Source organism: Streptomyces diastatochromogenes (assembly GCF_002242805.1).
Taxonomy (GTDB): domain Bacteria; phylum Actinomycetota; class Actinomycetes; order Streptomycetales; family Streptomycetaceae; genus Streptomyces; species Streptomyces diastatochromogenes.
Genome location: NZ_MCGQ01000020.1, coordinates 408,165 through 424,689 on the forward strand (window position 1 = coordinate 408,165; position 16,525 = coordinate 424,689).

Annotated in this window: 13 protein-coding genes; 11 read left to right on the plus strand and 2 right to left on the minus strand. The window is 72.1% G+C overall.

What is annotated here, in order from left to right; translation table 11 throughout:
- The first annotated feature begins 21 nt into the window (after positions 1-21).
- The 5 genes from BEK98_RS24890 to BEK98_RS24910 all read left to right on the plus strand — a co-directional run bounded on the left by BEK98_RS24890 (position 22) and on the right by BEK98_RS24910 (position 7,132).
- A complete protein-coding gene (locus BEK98_RS24890) occupies positions 22-2,103 on the plus strand; it encodes an alpha-1,4-glucan--maltose-1-phosphate maltosyltransferase (protein ID WP_167444254.1) in 2,082 nt (693 codons plus the stop codon).
- Positions 2,100-4,352, plus strand: a complete 2,253-nt coding sequence (glgB, locus tag BEK98_RS24895; protein WP_094218856.1) for a 1,4-alpha-glucan branching protein GlgB — start codon at positions 2,100-2,102, stop codon at positions 4,350-4,352. Before BEK98_RS24890 ends, glgB begins: the two co-directional genes overlap by 4 nt.
- A complete protein-coding gene (locus BEK98_RS24900; protein WP_094218857.1) occupies positions 4,349-4,771 on the plus strand; it encodes a CoA-binding protein in 423 nt (140 codons plus the stop codon). The genes glgB and BEK98_RS24900 overlap by 4 nt, the downstream gene beginning before the upstream one ends.
- A 138-nt stretch (positions 4,772-4,909) precedes the next feature.
- Positions 4,910-6,367: an MFS transporter gene (locus tag BEK98_RS24905; protein WP_094218858.1), complete on the plus strand. Its 1,458-nt coding sequence runs from the start codon at positions 4,910-4,912 to the stop codon at positions 6,365-6,367.
- 129 nt (positions 6,368-6,496) lie between these two features.
- Positions 6,497-7,132 (plus strand): mycothiol-dependent nitroreductase Rv2466c family protein, encoded by a 636-nt coding sequence (locus BEK98_RS24910; protein WP_094218859.1) that lies wholly within the window; start codon positions 6,497-6,499, stop codon positions 7,130-7,132.
- A 529-nt stretch (positions 7,133-7,661) separates the two neighbouring features.
- On the opposite strand, the gene BEK98_RS24915 is transcribed toward BEK98_RS24910, so the two are convergent.
- Entirely contained in the window at positions 7,662-8,696 is a 1,035-nt protein-coding gene (locus tag BEK98_RS24915) for a zinc-binding dehydrogenase (RefSeq protein ID WP_094218860.1), read from the minus strand.
- A gap of 201 nt (positions 8,697-8,897) precedes the next feature.
- On the opposite strand from BEK98_RS24915, the gene BEK98_RS24920 reads away from it, so the two are divergent.
- The 6 genes from BEK98_RS24920 to BEK98_RS24945 all read left to right on the plus strand — a co-directional run bounded on the left by BEK98_RS24920 (position 8,898) and on the right by BEK98_RS24945 (position 15,089).
- Positions 8,898-9,848: an NAD(P)/FAD-dependent oxidoreductase gene (locus tag BEK98_RS24920; RefSeq protein ID WP_167444255.1), complete on the plus strand. Its 951-nt coding sequence runs from the start codon at positions 8,898-8,900 to the stop codon at positions 9,846-9,848.
- 7 nt (positions 9,849-9,855) lie between these two features.
- Complete coding sequence (locus BEK98_RS24925) at positions 9,856-11,124, plus strand: low temperature requirement protein A (protein WP_094218861.1); 1,269 nt, start codon at positions 9,856-9,858, stop codon at positions 11,122-11,124.
- Positions 11,125-11,228: 104 nt separating this feature from the next.
- Entirely contained in the window at positions 11,229-11,564 is a 336-nt protein-coding gene (locus BEK98_RS24930; RefSeq protein ID WP_094218862.1) for a Nif11-like leader peptide family natural product precursor, read from the plus strand.
- Positions 11,561-11,890 carry a Nif11-like leader peptide family natural product precursor gene (locus BEK98_RS24935; protein ID WP_094218863.1) on the plus strand — a complete coding sequence of 110 codons (330 nt, stop codon included), beginning with the start codon at positions 11,561-11,563 and terminating at the stop codon, positions 11,888-11,890. The genes BEK98_RS24930 and BEK98_RS24935 overlap by 4 nt, the downstream gene beginning before the upstream one ends.
- Before the next feature lie 9 nt (positions 11,891-11,899).
- Positions 11,900-13,441, plus strand: a complete 1,542-nt coding sequence (locus tag BEK98_RS24940) for a GMC family oxidoreductase (protein ID WP_094218864.1) — start codon at positions 11,900-11,902, stop codon at positions 13,439-13,441.
- A 55-nt stretch (positions 13,442-13,496) separates the two neighbouring features.
- Positions 13,497-15,089: a GMC family oxidoreductase gene (locus tag BEK98_RS24945; protein WP_094218865.1), complete on the plus strand. Its 1,593-nt coding sequence runs from the start codon at positions 13,497-13,499 to the stop codon at positions 15,087-15,089.
- A 109-nt stretch (positions 15,090-15,198) separates the two neighbouring features.
- Here the strand turns inward: BEK98_RS24945 and glgA are convergent, their stop codons facing one another.
- Entirely contained in the window at positions 15,199-16,389 is a 1,191-nt protein-coding gene (glgA, locus tag BEK98_RS24950; protein ID WP_094218866.1) for a glycogen synthase, read from the minus strand.
- Between the last annotated feature and the right edge of the window lie 136 nt (positions 16,390-16,525).

A 16,525-nucleotide genomic window follows, 5' to 3' on the forward strand; every position in this document is an offset into this window, starting at 1 on the left:
CGCTCTTCCGTGCCAGGAGGCATGAACATGCAAGGCAAGCCCGAGGCCCGCCGGCTGGTGCCCACCGTCGGCCGGATCCCCGTGCGGGACCTGCGCCCTCAGGTGGACGCGGGCCGCCGCCCCGCCCGCGCCGTACCCGGCGAGCTGTTCGAGGTGTCCGCCACCGTCTTCAAGGAGGGCCACGACGCGGTCGCCGCGAACGTCGTACTGACCGACCCGGACGGCGCGCCCGGCCCCTGGACGCCGATGCGGCTGCTCGCGCCGGGCACCGACCGGTACACGGCCCTGGTCGCGGCCGACCGGGAGGGCGAGTGGACGTACCGGGTCGAGGCCTGGGCCGATCCGGTCGCCACCTGGCGGCACATCGCGCAGATCAAGATCCCGGCCCGGATCGACGTGGAACCGGTCCTGCGGGAGGGGGCGGAGCTGCTGCAGCGGGTGCTCGACCGGCTGCCGGGCATCCCCGGCGGGACGGGACCCGACGCCCCGGCCGCCGACCCGGAGCGGGCCCGCCGCGTGCTCACCGCGGCCCGGGCCCGGCTCCTGGACGACACGCTCGGCCCCGACGACCGGCTCGCCGCCGTGCTCGACCCGGAACCGGCCGCCCTGCTGGCCGCCCGCCCGCTGCGCGAACTGCTGACCTCCTCCGAGGAACTGCCGCTGCGGGTGGACCGCGAGCGCGCGCTGTTCGGGTCCTGGTACGAGTTCTTCCCGCGCTCGGAGGGAGCGGTGCCGGCCACGGTGAACACCGAGGGGGTGCTGGAGCCGGCGCGCTCCGGGACCCTGCGCACCGCGGCGGAACGGCTGGAGGCCATCGCCGAGATGGGCTTCGACGTGGTGTACCTGCCCCCGGTCCATCCGATCGGCACCACCCACCGCAAGGGTCCAGGCAACACCCTCTCCGCGGGCCCGCACGACCCGGGATCGCCCTGGGCGATCGGCTCACCGGCCGGCGGCCACGACAGCGTCCACCCGGACCTGGGCACGCTGGACGACTTCGACCACTTCGTCGCCCGGGCCGGCGAGCTGGGCCTTGAGGTGGCGCTCGACTTCGCGCTGCAGTGCTCGCCCGACCACCCCTGGGTCACCGAGCACCCCAACTGGTTCCGCCGCCGGCTCGACGGGTCGATCGCCTACGCCGAGAACCCGCCGAAGAAGTACCAGGACATCTACCCGCTCGACTTCGACGCCGACCCCGACGGGCTGTACACGGAGTGTCTGCGCATCCTGCACCACTGGATGGCGCACGGGGTGCGCATCTTCCGCGTGGACAACCCGCACACCAAGCCCGTCTGGTTCTGGGAGCGGCTCATCGAGGCGGTGCACCGCACCGACCCGGACGTGATCTTCCTGGCCGAGGCGTTCACCCGGCCGGCCATGATGCACAGCCTGGCCCGGGTCGGCTTCCACCAGTCGTACACCTACTTCACCTGGCGCAACTCCAAGGAGGAGGTCGAGTCCTACCTCGCCGAACTCGCCGGTCTCGGCGGCGAGGAGAGCGCGGCCTACCTGCGGCCCAACCTCTTCGTGAACACCCCGGACATCCTCAACGCCTTCCTGCAGTACGGCGGCCGCGCTGCCTTCGCCGTCCGCGCCGTCCTCGCGGCGACGGCCGCCCCCACCTGGGGGGTCTACTCGGGCTACGAGCTGTACGAGAACGTGCCCGCCGGACCCGGCAGCGAGGAGTACCTGGACTCGGAGAAGTACCAGTACCGGCCCCGCGACTGGAAGGCGGCCGAGGCGGCCGGCGACACCCTCGTCCCGCTGATCACCGCCCTCAACCGGCTGCGCCGGGCCCACCCCGCCCTGCGCCGGCTGCGCAACCTGCGCTTCCACCGCGTGGACAACGACGCGGTCGTCTGCTTCTCCAAGCGCGCCGGGGACGACTGGGTCCTGGTCGTGCTCAACCTGGACCCGCACAGCGTGCGGGAGGCGACGGTCTTCCTCGACCTGCCCGCCCTCGGCCTCGACCGCGCCGAGCCCTTCGACGCGCACGACGCGCTGACCGGCGAGACCTACCGCTGGGGCCGTGAGAACTACGTACGCCTCGACCCGCGGCACCAGGTCGCCCACATCATCACGGACAGGACGGCCCTCTCGTGAACCCGGTAGCAACCGCGCACCCCGTCCGGACCGCCCCCGCCCGGCTGTCCGCCACCGACCTCAGGCGCCTGACCACCGGCGAGTCCAGCGATCCGCACAGCCTGCTCGGCCCGCACCCGGGACCCGGCGGCGTCACCCTGCGCGTCCTCAAGCCGCTCGCGCGGGCCGTGTGGGCCGTGGACCCGGCGGGCGGTGTCCTGGCCGAACTGGCCCACGAGGGCGGCGGTGTCTTCTCCGGGACGCTGCCCGGCCCGGGCATCCCCGAGTACCGGCTGCGGGTGCGCTATCCGCAGGGCGAGTTCGAGACGGACGACCCGTACCGGTTCGCACCCGTGCCCGGGGATCTCGACCTGCATCTGATCGCCGAGGGCAGGCACGAACGGCTGTGGACGGTCCTCGGGGCCGACGTCCGTGAGCACCAGTCCGTCTCCGGTACGTCGTTCGCGGTCTGGGCGCCGAACGCCCGCGCGGTCCGGGTGGTCGGCGACTTCAACCACTGGGACGGCACCGGGCACCCCATGCGCTCGCTCGGCGCCTCGGGCGTGTGGGAGCTGTTCGTGCCGGGCGTCGGCGACGGCTGCCGCTACAAGTACGAGATCCTCGCGCACGACGGGGTCTGGCGGCACAAGGCGGATCCGCTGGCCCGGTCGGCGGAGCCCGCCCCCGGCACCGCGTCGGTGGTGTTCACCTCCCGGCACCGCTGGAACGACGCCGCCTGGATGGCCGAGCGCGGCCGGCGGCCGGCCCAGCGGGCGCCGATGAGCGTGTACGAGCTGCACCTGGGCTCCTGGCGGCCCGGCCGCACCTACCGTCAGCTGGCCGCCGAACTCCCCGGCTACCTCAAGGCGCTGGGCTTCACCCACGTGGAGTTCCTGCCCGTCGCCGAGCACCCCTTCGGCGGCTCCTGGGGCTACCAGGTCACCTCGTACTACGCGCCCATGTCCGCGCTCGGCACCCCCGACGACTTCCGGTTCCTCGTCGACGCCCTGCACCGGGCGGGCATCGGCGTGATCGTCGACTGGGTGCCGGCGCACTTCCCGAAGGACGACTGGGCGCTGGCCCGGTTCGACGGCACCGCCCTGTACGAGCACCCCGACCCGCGCCGCGGCGAACACCCCGACTGGGGCACCCTCGTCTTCGACTACGGCCGCGACCAGGTACGCAACTTCCTGGTGGCCAACGCCCTGTACTGGTGCCGGGAGTTCCACATCGACGGCCTGCGGGTGGACGCCGTCGCCTCGATGCTCTACCTCGACTACTCCCGCCCCGACGGCGGCTGGCTGCCCAACGCGTACGGCGGCCGGGAGCACCTGGAGGCCGTGGAGTTCCTGCAGGAGATGAACGCCGCCGTCCACCGCTGCTGCCCCGGCGTGACCACCATCGCCGAGGAGTCCACGGCCTGGGACGGCGTGACCCGGCGCACCGACCTCGGCGGGCTGGGCTTCGGGCTCAAGTGGAACATGGGCTGGATGCACGACTCCCTGTCCTATCTGGGCAGGGACCCGGTGCACCGCTCGTACCACCACCACGCGCTGACCTTCCCGATGGTCTACGCGTACGCCGAGCACCACCTGCTGCCCATCAGCCACGACGAGGTCGTGCACGGCAAGGGCTCGTTGTTCGGCCGGATGCCCGGCGACCGCTGGCAGAAGTTCGCCAACGTGCGGGCCTGCCTGGCCTTCATGTGGGGCTTCCCCGGCAAGCAACTGCTGTTCATGGGGCAGGAGTTCGCCCAGGAGAGCGAGTGGTCGCACGAACGCGGCCTGGACTGGGCGGAACTGGCCGAGCCCGCGCACACGGGGGTACGGGACCTGGTGCGCGACCTCAACGCGCACTATCTCGGGCTGCCCGCCCTGTGGAGCCTGGACGCCGACCCCGCGGGCTTCCGCTGGCTGGACGCCGACGCCACCGACGACAACGTCTACTCCTTCGTCCGCTACGACACCGACGGCAGCCCCCTGGTGTGCGTGTACCACTTCCAGCCCACCGTGCGCCACGGCTACCGCATCGGTCTGCCTGCGGGCGGCGAGTGGACGGAGATCCTCAACACCGACGCCGCTCGCTACGGCGGCTCCGGCGTGGTCAACTCCGGCCCGCTGACCGCACGTTCCCGTCCCTGGCAGGGCGTCGAGTGGAGCACCGAGATCACCCTTCCGCCGCTCGGCGTCGTCTGGCTGCGGCCGCTGCGGCCGGCCGTGGAACCCGCCACCGCACCGCCCGCCCGACACGAGAACGGAAGGACCTCATGACCGAACGCCTGTGGGACGAGTACCGGCACATCCTGAGCGGGGCGCGCACGATCGCCGTGGTGGGTGCCTCGGCCGAGCCCGGCAAGTCCGCGCACGAGATACCCGCCTACCTCCAGCGCAAGGGCTTCCGGGTCATCCCGGTCAACCCGCACCACAGCGAGGTGCTCGGCGTGCCCGCCGTCCCCTCGCTCCTCGACATCGGCGAACCCATCGATATCGTCGACGTCTTCAGGCCGGCGCCCGAGACACCGGACGTGGCCCGGGACGCCGTGGCCATCGGGGCCCGTGCCCTCTGGCTGCAGCTGGGCATCGTCTCCGACCGGGCCCACGAGATCGCCGAGTCCGGCGGGCTCAGCATCGTCATGAACCGCTGCCTCGGCGCGGTCCACGCGGAACTGGAACTCGCCGGGGACATCTGAGGGGCGCAGGCGCCCCAAGTCCCGTCCGCAACAAGCCGACTTCAAGTTGTCGGGACGCATTCTTTGCCCCCACCCCGGGGGCCGTGGCTACTTTCGGTTGCCGCTTCGCTCACCTACTCAACTCTGGGGGTTACTCTCATGTCCGCTCCAGCGGTCACTGAGACTTCGCTCAACCCGGTGGTCCGGCGCCCTGGCGCGGCACTGGCACTACTCGTCGCGGTCCAGTTCATGCTCGTCCTGGACTCCACCATCGTCGCGGTGGCGCTGCCCTCGCTCGGCAAGGATCTCGGCTTCTCCCAGGCCGACCTGTCCTGGGTGACCAACGCCTACCTGCTCCTGTTCGGCGGCTTCCTGATGCTCGGCGGCCGGCTGGCCGACCTGGTGGGCCGCCGCAAGCTGTTCGCCGCCAGCCTGCTGCTGTTCGCCGCGGCCTCGCTGCTCGGCGCGCTGGCCGGCTCGCCCGCCATCATGATCGCCGCGCGCTCCCTGCAGGGTCTGGCGTCCGCGTTCGCCGCGCCCGCCGCGCTGTCCCTGCTGATGACGGTCTTCCCGAACGGCACCGAGGAGGAGCAGCAGCAGCGCAACAAGGCCCTGGGCGTCTACGGCGCGGTCTCCGGCGCGGGCGGCGCCGCGGGCATGATCCTCGGCGGTCTGCTCACCGACTGGTTCGGCTGGTCCGCCGTCTTCTACGTCAACGTCCCCATCGCCCTCGGCGCGATCCTCCTCGCGGGCAAGCTGCTCCCGGCCGACCGCGCCGAGGCCCGGTCCTCCGGCGGCTTCGACCTCACCGGTGCCGTCCTCAGCACCGGTGGCCTGGCGCTGCTCGTCTACGTCCTGGTCGAGGCGGAGAAGGTGGGCTGGACCTCCGGCCGCACGCTCGGACTCGGCGGGCTGGCGCTGGTGCTGCTCGTCGGCTTCGTGGTGCTGGAGTCGCGCCTCAGGCAGCCCCTGGTCCCGCTGGGCATCTTCCGCAAGAAGACGCTGCGCGGCGCCAACCTCGTGGGCGGGCTGATCCCGATGGCCGTCATCCCCGCCATCTTCTTCCTGACCCTCTACACCCAGCTGGTGCGCGGTTTCTCGCCGCTGAAGTCCGGTCTGGCGCTGGTGCCGCTCGCCCTGTGCGTCGTCGTCGCCGCCACCAACGTGGGCCGCGTCCTGCCCAAGCTCGGCCTGCGCGGCACCACGATCATCGGCACCCTGCTGGTGGTCGCCGGCACGCTGTGGGCCACCCAGATCGACCAGGGCGCCTTCTTCGTCGAGCAGTTCGGGCCCGAGGTGCTCACCGGCCTGGGCGGCGGCACCGTCTGGGTGTGCGCCACGGTCGCCGCGACCGCCGAGGCCACCGAGGAGGAGGCCGGCCTCGCCTCCGGCCTGTTCAACACCGCCAACCAGGTCGGCGCCGCCCTCGGCCTCGCCATCCTGGTCACGGTCGCCGGCTCCGCCACCGCGGACGCCGTCGGCGACGGCAGCGCGCTGCCCGCGGCGCTGACCGAGGGCTACCGCACGGCGCTGTTCGGCTCGGCCGGCTTCGCGGTGCTGGCCACGCTCGGAGCCCTCGCCCTGCTGCCCGGCCGTACTCCGACGTCCCAGTCCTGACCTGGGCGGACCGCCGTCGCCGGCTACCGCACGGGACGTTCCGCCCGACGTCCCGCGCGGTGCCCGGCGCGGCGGTCGTTGCCCCCCGGCCCGCCCCCGCGCGCCATCCGTCGCGCCCCGGAGGAGAACATGAACACGACTGAGCCGCGTACCGTCGACTTCTGGTTCGACCCGATCTGTCCCTGGTCCTGGATGACCTCGCGCTGGATCCTGGAGGTCGAGCAGGTCCGGCCGGTGTGGACCCGCTGGCATGTGATGAGCCTCGCCATCCTGCAGGAGAACCCGCGGCTGCCCCGCGCCTACCAGCAGATGCTGCTCGACGCACAGGGCCCGGCCCGGGTCTGCGCCGCGGCACAGCAGGAGTACGGCGCCGAGCTGGTCGGTCCGCTCTACACCGCCCTCGGCAGCCGCTTCCACCAGCGTGGCCTGCCCCAGAACCGGGAGGTGGTGGAGGACGCACTGGCCGAGGTCGGGCTGCCGCTCTCCCTCGCCGACCACCTCACCCTCCTCAAGCACGACAACGCGCTGCGCCAGTCCCACCGGGCGGCGGTGGCGCTGGTCGGCGACGACGTCGGCACGCCCGTCATCGCGCTGGAGGGTGCTGACGAGGGTGGCCGGCAGGTGGCGTTCTTCGGCCCGGTCGTCACCCCGACTCCGCGGGGCGAGGCGGCGGGCAGCCTGTGGGACGGGGTGGTCCTGGTCTCCGCCACGCCCGGCTTCAGCGAACTGAAGCGAACCCGCACCCACGGTCCCGACTTCCGCTGAGCCCTGCGGCCGCCCACGACGGCGACAGGCCCGGCCACCGGCGCTGCCGGTGACCGGGCCTGTGGTGTTGCCGGCCAATGGCGTTGCTGGTGACCGGGCTTGCGGTGTGACCGGGCTGTGGTGTGACCGGGCTTGTGGTGCGGACCGGGCCTGCGGATCTGGCCGGGCCCGCTGGTCTGAATGGGCCCGCCGCGTGACGGGGCCCTCGGCGGTCGTGGCGCCGGATCGGACCTCGATCAGCGCCGGGCCTTTGGTGTTGCCGGGCCTGTGGTGTGGACCGGGCTTGCCGCGTGACCAACCCGCCGCGTGGCTGGACCCGCGGCGGTCGTGGCGCCGGATCAGAGCTCGATCAGCGCCGGGCCTTTGGTGTTGCCGGGCCCGCGGTGTGGCCGGGCCCGCCGCGCGACCGGCCCTCGGTGGTCGTGGCGCCGGAACGGACCTCGATCAGCGCCGGGCCCGCGGTCTGGCCGGGCCTGAGGCGTGACCGGGCCCGCCGCGCTCATGGCGCCCGATCAGCCCCCGACCCGCATCAGAACTCGATCAGCGTCTTGATGGCCCGTCGCTCGTTCATCGCCCGGAAGCCCTCCGGCACCCCGTCCAGCTTGACGGTGAGGTCGAAGACCGGGGAGGGGTCGAGCCGGCCGGCGACCACGTCGGCCAGCAGCTCGGGGATGTGGGCGCGGACCGGGGCCACGCCCCCGCTCAGCGCGACGTTGCGCCGGAACATCTGCCGGAAGTCGATGCCCTCGTTGCCGTCGCGCGGCACCCCGACGAAGCCCACCGCGCCGCCGTCGCGCGCGATGCCCAGCGCGGTGTGCAGGGCCTCGCCGGTGCCCGCGGCGCCCAGCACGGCCTCGGCGCCGAGCCCCCGGGTCAGCTCCCGTACCGACTCCACGGCGGCCTCGCCGCGTCCGGTCACGATGTCGCTCGCCCCGAACCGCCGGGCGACCGCGGCCCGGTCCGGGTGGCTGCTGAGCACGATGACCCGCTCCGCACCGAGCCGCCGGGCGGCCAGCACCCCGCACAGCCCGACCGCACCGTCACCGACGACGGCCACCGTCGCTCCAGGCCGCACCTTGGCGCACAGCGCCGCGTGGTGGCCGGTGCCCATCACGTCGCACAGGGCGAGCAGCGCGGTCGGCGGGGCCTCGGCGTCCTCGGGCACCGTCACCAGCGTCCCGTCCGCGAAGGGCACCCGGACCGCCTCGCCGTGCGCGCCGTCGGAACCGGGCTGGCCGAAGAAGCCGCCGCGCACACAGGAGGTGTGCAGCCCCGCGACACAGTGCGGACAGACGCCGTCGGACCAGGTGAACGGCGCGATGACCCGGTCGCCCTCGCGCAGGGTGGTGACCGCGGAGCCGACCGCCTGGACCACGCCGATGAACTCGTGGCCCGTGCGCTGGCTTTGCGGGCGCGGCGCCGGATTGCGGTAGCCCAGCAGATCGCTGCCACACACACAGGCGTGCGTGACCCGCACCAGGGCGTCGGTGGGATAGCGGAGCCGAGGGTCGGGAACCTCCTCGACCCGGACGTCCCGGTGGCCGTGAATGACACTCGCGCGCATGAGAGCTCCCGCCTAGAAGCAGGTGGACATGGGGAGTTCACGACTCAATCCGGGGCCGCCGGGCACCGGCAAGAAATCCGCTCGGGCTATCTGAGGTCCGCCGCCCGGCCCGACTTCAGATTGTCCGCCCGGATCGTTGGGCCCCTTCCGCACCCCCCGGTTAGCGTCGGCCGCCGGAACGGAACCATTCAGGGAGGGGACTTGGCAACGCCCGCCAGCACAGGGTCCGAGGCCGGGCAGCCGGTCGACACCATCGTCGTCGGGGGAGGCCCGGCCGGTCTGTCCGCGGCGCTCTACCTGGCCCGCTACAACCGCGAGGTCCTGGTCTTCGACACCGGCCACGGCCGTTCGACCCACCACCAGACCAACCACAACTACCTGGGATTCCCGTCGGGCATCCCGACCGTCGACCTGCGCAAGCTGGGCCTGGAGCAGCTCTCCCGCTACCCCAACGCCCGGGTGGTGCACCACCTGATCACCCAGGCCGAGGGCAACGCGGTGGAGGGCTTCACCGTCCGCTCCCAGGGCCACTCCTGGCAGGCCCGGTCGCTGCTGCTGGCCACCGGAGTGCTCGACCACTTCCCCCACTTCGAGGGCTGGGAGTCGTACGTCGGACGCTCGATGTTCTGGTGCATCACCTGTGACGGGTACGAGAACCGGGGCCGGAGCATCCTGGTGGTCGGCCACACCGACGCGGCCGCGGGCGAGGCCATGCAGCTGCACAGCCTCACCGACCGGGTGCGGCTGCTGACCAACAGCCGCAGCGACGAGATCAGCCCCAAGTTCCGGCGGCGGCTGGAGCGGGCCGGGATCCCCGTGGTGCACGACCGGATCAAGGAGGTCGAGGGCGAGGACGGCCTGCTCTCCGCGGTGCTCACCCGCCGTGGCCTCCGGCTGGAGCTGGACGCGCTGTTCTCCATCCAGGGCGCCACCCCGGAGACCGGGCTCGCCCGGCAGCTCGGCGTCGGGCTCGCGGCCAGCGGTTACGTGCAGGTCGACTCCGAGCAGAAGACCTCCGTGCCCGGCGTCTACGCGGCCGGCGACCTCACCGCCCTGCACTCCCACCAGGTCACGGCGGCCGTCCACGAGGGCGCGCAGGCGGCGTCGGCGGCCAACTACTTCCTCTACCCGCCCGAGCTGAAGGCCGACTGAGACCCTCATGAGCGTGGAGACGGACGACCGGGACTCCGCCTACCACCCGGACGCGGACGTGGACATCGCCGGCACCGAGGACGCGGGTCCGGCGGAGCAGGGCGCCGAACAGCGCGTCACCTGGGCCGAGTTGTTCTTCGACCTGGTCTGGGTGTTCGCGCTGACGCAGATCGCCACGAGCCTGGGCACCGCGGGCGGCCCGATGGAGCTGCTGCGCACCCTGGTACTGCTGGTCCCGCTCTGGTGGGGCTGGACCAGCGCCACCCTGGTCGGCAACTCCGCGGGCGAGGCGCTGGACCGGCCCTCGGGCCGCTTCCTGCTCTTCGCCCTCGGGGCCTGCGGTCTCGCCATGACGGTGGCGGTGCCGCACGCCTACGGCGGGCACGGACTGCTGTTCCCGCTCTGCTACGTCGCCATGCGGCTGCTGCTGTGGGCCGGGATGCGGCGGCTGCCGCTCTTCGGCGACCTGCGGGTGGAGCCCTTCGGCATCAACCTGCTGGTCGTCTGCCCGGTGTTCCTGGCCGGCGGACTGCTCCCGGAACCGGCCCGCACCCTGGCGTGGGCCGGCGCGGCCGTGCTGGAGGTGGCCGTACCGGTGCTGCTGGGTCACCGGCTGGACCGGATGCGGTTCGAGACCTCCCACCTGCCGGAACGCTTCGGCCTGGTCATCATCATGGCGCTCGGCGAGACCGTGATGTCGGTCGGCACGAAGGTCTCCGGCAGCCCGCTCGGCGCCGCGCAGCTCGCCTCGCTCGCGGTGAGCTTCGTGGTGATCCTCGGTCTGTGGTGGAGCTACTTCCACTTCGGCGCCGCCGCGGTGCGGCACAGCCTGCGCACCGACCCGGTCCAGGCCCGCATCGTCCGGGACGTCTTCAACTACGGCCACTTCATCTACGTCACCGCCATCATCTGCGTGGCGGTCGGCCTGAAGAAGCTGTGCGTCGACCCGTTCGAGCCCCCGCACGGCCTGCCCGGGCTGCTGCTCGCCCCGGGCGCCGCGCTGTACCTGTTCGGCTTCTGCTACTCGCGCTGGCGCATGTTCGGCGCGGCCGGAGTGAGCCGGTTCTCCGCGGCCCTGCTCTGCCTCGCGCTGGTCCCGCTCGCCCCCCGTCTGCCGCTGTTCGTCACCGGCGTCCTGGTGGCCCTGGTGCTGGTCGGTCTCAACGCCTTCGAGTACTGGATCGTCTCCACCGGCCGGCGGGTCCTCTTCGTGCATCTGCCGCGCCTGCCCAGAAGCGCCCGGAAATCCGCGGGCGACCCCGCGACGGACCGGTAATTCAGGAAGTCTCGTCCCGACTTTTGCGGACAAGCACCCTTTCCGGCCAGGCTCATTCCGGCGCACATTCCGTGCGCACCGGAGTTTTCCAGCGGAGGGCGCACATGTCCCAGCAGAGTTTCGTGAAATTCCTCCTGGCCGCCCGGGACGATCCGGCGAAGCGTGCCGCGTACGAGTCGCGCAATCTGAGCCAGCTGGTCTTCCACGCCAAGAACGAGGGATTCGAGTTCACCCCCGAGGAGATGGCCGAGGTCGTCTCCCAGCTGGAAATGGGCGTGATCATCGAGAAGGACGCGGAGCCGGTGGACGGCAACAGCTCGCTGTGGCGCGCGATGTGGGGCCAGACCCACCTCGGCTACCTGCTGGACCGGGTGGTCGCCCGGCACACCGACGACGAACTGCGCACCCTCGCCGAGACGAACGGAGCCGCACTCCGATGAGCAGCAAGAACGTGATCGAGTTTCTGCGCACGGTAGCCGTGCGACCGGACCTGCTGGATTCCCTCAAGTACCGCAGCAAGGACGAGGTGCTCCAGGCCGCGGAATCCTTCGGATTCCCCTTCAGCAACCAGGAGTTCGACGATCTGATCTGGGACCTGGAGGCGAAGCTCGCCGGAGTGCGCGGCGAGAACTTCGACGGCACGTTCCCGCTGTGGCAGACGATGTGGGGCAAGTACTACCTGGAATACCTGGTGGTCGACCTCATTCCGAGTTTCCAGGAGACCAAGCTGCTGCCCACGTTCACGGAGACGCCGCAGCTGCCGTAAGGAGCCCCCATGCAGAACGAGGAGAGTTACGACTACGTCGTGGTGGGCGCCGGCTCCGCCGGATGCGTCGTGGCCGCACGGCTGCTGCAGCGGACCGATGCCCGGATCCTGCTGCTGGAGGCGGGCGGCGCGGACGACGCCGAGGCCGTGCACCGCACTGACATCCCCTCGATGGTCTCCCTGTGGGGGCCGCAGGGGACGGTCTGGGGCTACGAGACGGTCCCGCAGGCCGGTCTGGGCGGCCGGACGATTCCCGTCCCGCAGGGCAGGATGCTCGGCGGCGGCAGCTCCGTCAACGCGATGATGTACGTGCGCGGCAACCGCCGTGACTTCGACGGCTGGCGGGACCTCGGCAACGAGGGGTGGGGGTACGAGGACGTCCTGCCGTACTTCCGCAGGTCCGAGTCGTACGAGGAGGGCGGCTCCCGGTACCGGGGCGCGGACGGTCCCCTCTCGGTCGTGCCGTACGCGCGGCCCGCCGAGGTGTCCCGTGCCTTCGTGGCCGCCGCCGGCGAACTCGGTTTCGACGGCCCGGGCGACTACAACGCCGAACGCCAGGAGAACACCGCGTTCTTCTACCAGTCCACGCGCACCAAGGACGACCGCCGGGCCAGCACCGCGGTCGCCTATCTGCACCCGGTGCTGGGCGATCCCCGCCTGACCGTCGTCACGGGCGCGACGGCGACCCGGCTGGTGCTGCGGGGCGGCCGCGCGGCCGGCGTCGAGTACCTGCGCGACGGCGAGCGGCACATCGCGGCCGCCACGGCCGAGGTCGTGCTGTCGGCGGGCGCGCTGGCCACGCCGCGGCTGCTCCTGCTCTCCGGGATCGGCCCCGCCGCCGAGCTGCGCGGCCACGGCATCGACCCGGTCGTCGATCTGCCGGGGGTGGGCCAGAACCTGCAGGACCACCTGCTGTTCGGGGTCGCCTACGAGAGCCCGCGGGAGCTGCCCGTCCCCGAACTCCTCGCCGAGGCCGGTCTGTTCACCACGGCACGGCCCGCCGGCGAGGACGACGCACCGGACCTGCAGTACTTCTTCGGGCCGGTGCAGTTCGTCGACGAGCGCTACAAGACGGACGCGCCCGGCTTCACCTTCGCCCCCATCCTCGCCCGGCCGCGCAGCCGGGGCACGGTCACGCTGGCCTCGGCCGACGTCCTCGCGCCGCCCGTGGTCGACCCGCACTACCTGGAGGCCGAGGAGGACCTGGAGGTCCTGGTCCGGGGCATCACGCTGGCCCGCGAGCTGGCCCACACCCGGGCCCTGACCCCGTTCCGCGGCCGGGAACTCGCCCCGGGCGTGGACGTCACCTCCCCCGGTGAACTCGCCCGCTACGTCCGCGAGTCCGCCTCCACCGTCTGGCACCCGGTCGGCACCTGCCGCATGGGCGTGGACGGCGGCTCCGTGGTCGACGCCCGGCTGCGGGTGCACGGGGTGGACGGACTGCGGATCGCCGACGCCTCCGTCATGCCGGCCATCACCACGGGCAACACCAACGCCGCCGTGGTGATGATCGGCGAGAAGGCGGCGGACCTGATCGAGGCCGGCGCCTGAGCGGGCGGCGCGGCCCATGCGAACCATCCACCAGGCAACCAGGGAGAGGACAGCCATGACCGAGACCTACGACTTCGTCGTCGTCGGCGGCGGAACCGCCGGTCTGGTGACGGCCACCCGGCTCAGCGAGCTGGAGGACGTCTCCGTGCTGGTCATCGAGGCCGGCAGCGCCAAGGACGACCGCCTGCTCGAAGTACCCGAACTGTGGTCCCAGACCAATTTGAGCGAGTTCGACTGGTCCTACCTCACCGAGCCGCAGCCCGCTCTCGGCGGCGAGACGGTCTACTCGGCGGCCGGTCGCGGAGTGGGCGGCAGCTCGAACATCTACCACATGATCCACAACCGGGGTCCTGACGCCGACTACGACACCTGGGCCTACCAGGGTGCCGCCGGCTGGTCCGCCAAGGACGTGCTGCCGTACTTCCAGCGGATCGAGAACCAGGAGGACGGCACCAACCCGACGGCCGGGCAGGGCGGCCCGATCAACGTCGTCAACACCGGGGACGAGGGCAACCCCGTCTCCCAGGCGTTCGTCGACGGCTGCGTCGAACTCGGCTACCCCGAGGTCGCGGACGTCAACGTGGACCGCTTCGGGGTCGGCTGGCACCACCTGGACCTCCGGGACGGCAAGCGCAACGGCGTCCGCACCGCCTACTACGATCCCGCCCGCGCGCGCACGAACCTCACCGTGCGGGCCGACTCGACCGCGACCCGGCTGCTGTTCGAGGGGACCCGGTGCGTCGGCGTGGAGTACCTCCACGAGGGCGAGCGCAAGACCGTACGGGCCGAGCGGGAGGTCGTGGTCAGCTCGGGCGCCATCGAGTCGCCCAAGCTGCTGCTGCTGTCCGGCATCGGCGACCCCAAGCAGCTGACCTCCTTCGGCATCGACGTCGTCGCCGACCTGCCCGGTGTCGGCGAGAACTACCAGAACCACCCGCTGGTCATCGGGCCCACCGGCTACATGGACAAGCCCGGTCCCGCCGAGGGCGTTATCAACGAGCCCGCGCTCTACTGGGGTTCACAGCCCGGCCTGCCCGCCCCGGACATGGAGCTGTGGTTCCTGCCGCGCGCGCCGTGGGGCGAGAAGCTGATCGAGAAGCTCATGGAGTGGAAGCGCACGGGCAGCACCTCGTCGGTCTCGGTGCAGGACGAGGTGGATCCGCGGCTGGTCATCATGCTGCCAGCCGTGATCCGCCCGCTCTCGCGCGGCTGGATACGACTGGCCAGTGCCGACCCGACGGTACGGCCCCGGGTCAACCCCAACTTCTACGGGGAGCGGGCCGACCTGGAGCGGGCCACCGACATCACCGAGATCGCCCGTGAGGTGTTCCGCTCCAAGGCGTTCACCAGCCAGTGGGGCGTCCGCGAGGTCGCGCCCGGACCGGATGTCCAGACCCGCGCCGAGCTGCGGGACTGGGTGGCGCACAACACCGGCTCGTTCCACCACTACTCGGGCACCTGCAAGATGGGCATCGACGAACTCTCCGTGGTGGACGCCCGGTTGCGGGTGCGCGGGATCGAGGGGCTGCGGGTGGCCGACGCCTCGGTCATGCCGTCGATCGTCTCGGCCCACACCCACACCACGGCCGTCATGATCGGCGAGCGCGCCGCGGACTTCATCAAGGAGGACCTCGCCGCGCGCGGCTGACGCGAACAGCTACCGCGGAGAGCCGCGGACACAGAGGACGAGGACGGGGCCCCACCACCGGCGGGACCCCGTCCTCGACGTCATGAAACGGCAGGCGCTCTCCGGCCCCTCACGCCAGCACCCGGCGGTAGACGTCCAGCACCCGCTCGGCGGCAGCCCGCCAGGAGAAGTGCTCCCGGGCCCGCACCCGCCCCGCCTCGCCCATCGCGCGGGCGAGCGCCGGCTCGGCCAGCAGCCGGTTCACCGCCGCGGCGAAGTCGGCGGCGAAGCGCTTCTCGTCCAGCGGGGTGCCCGTGCCGTCCTGTTCCTGCTCGATCGGCACCAGCAGCCCCGTGACACCGTCCGCGACCACCTCGGGTATCCCCCCGGTGGCGGTGGCCACCACGGCCGTACCGCAGGCCATCGCCTCCAGGTTGACGATGCCCATCGGCTCGTACAGCGAAGGGCAGACGAACACGGAGGCGTGCGTCAGCAGCTGGCGCAGCGAGACGGCGTCCAGCATGCCGTCGATGCGGACGACACCCCCTCTGCTCCGCCGCAGCTCGTCGACGAGCGCGGCCGTCTCCGCCGCGATCTCGGGCGTGTCCGGCTGCCCGCAGCACAGCACCAGCTGGGCCGCAGGATCGATCTCGAAGGCGGCGCGCAGCAGCTGGGGCAGCCCCTTCTGCCGGGTCACCCGTCCCACGAAGAGCACGAGCGGGCGCTCGGGGTCGACGCCGTACCGCTCCAGTGCGGCCGTACCCGTATCGGGCCGGTGCGCCTCGGTGTCGATGCCGTTGTGCACGACGTGCACCCGCTCGGGGTCGACGTCCGGGTAGACGCGCAGGACGTCCTCGCGCATCCCCTGCGACACGGCGATCACGGCGTCCGCCGCCGTCACGGCCGTACGTTCCACCAGGGAGGACAGCCGGTATCCGCCGCCCAACTGCTCCTCCTTCCACGGCCGCAGGGGCTCCAGGCTGTGCGTGGTCACCACGTGCGGGACGCCGTACACGGTCCGGGCCAGATGCCCCGCGGCGTTCGCGTACCAGGTGTGGCTGTGCACCAGGTCCGCCCCCTCGCACGCGGCACTCATCGCGACGTTCGCGGCGAGGGTGCGCAGCGCGGCGTTCGCTCCGTCCGCCAGCCGGGGTTCCGGGTACGCGAACACCCCTGGATCGGGGCGGGGTTCGCCGAAACAGCGCACCCGCAGATCGACCAGGGTGCGCAGCTGCCGGGACAGCTCGGTGACGTGCACGCCCGCGCCGCCGTAGACGGCGGGCGGGAATTCCTTGGTGAGCAGATCCACGCGTGTGTTCATCCGTACTTCCTGACGTCTGCGGCCGTGAGCGGCGGTTTCCGTGCATGCCGGGCCCGGGTCTTCGGGGCTCTTCGGTGGAGGAACCGGGAGCGGAGCGCGCGGGAGCGGCATGCCTGTGCCCGGTGTGACCAGGGAA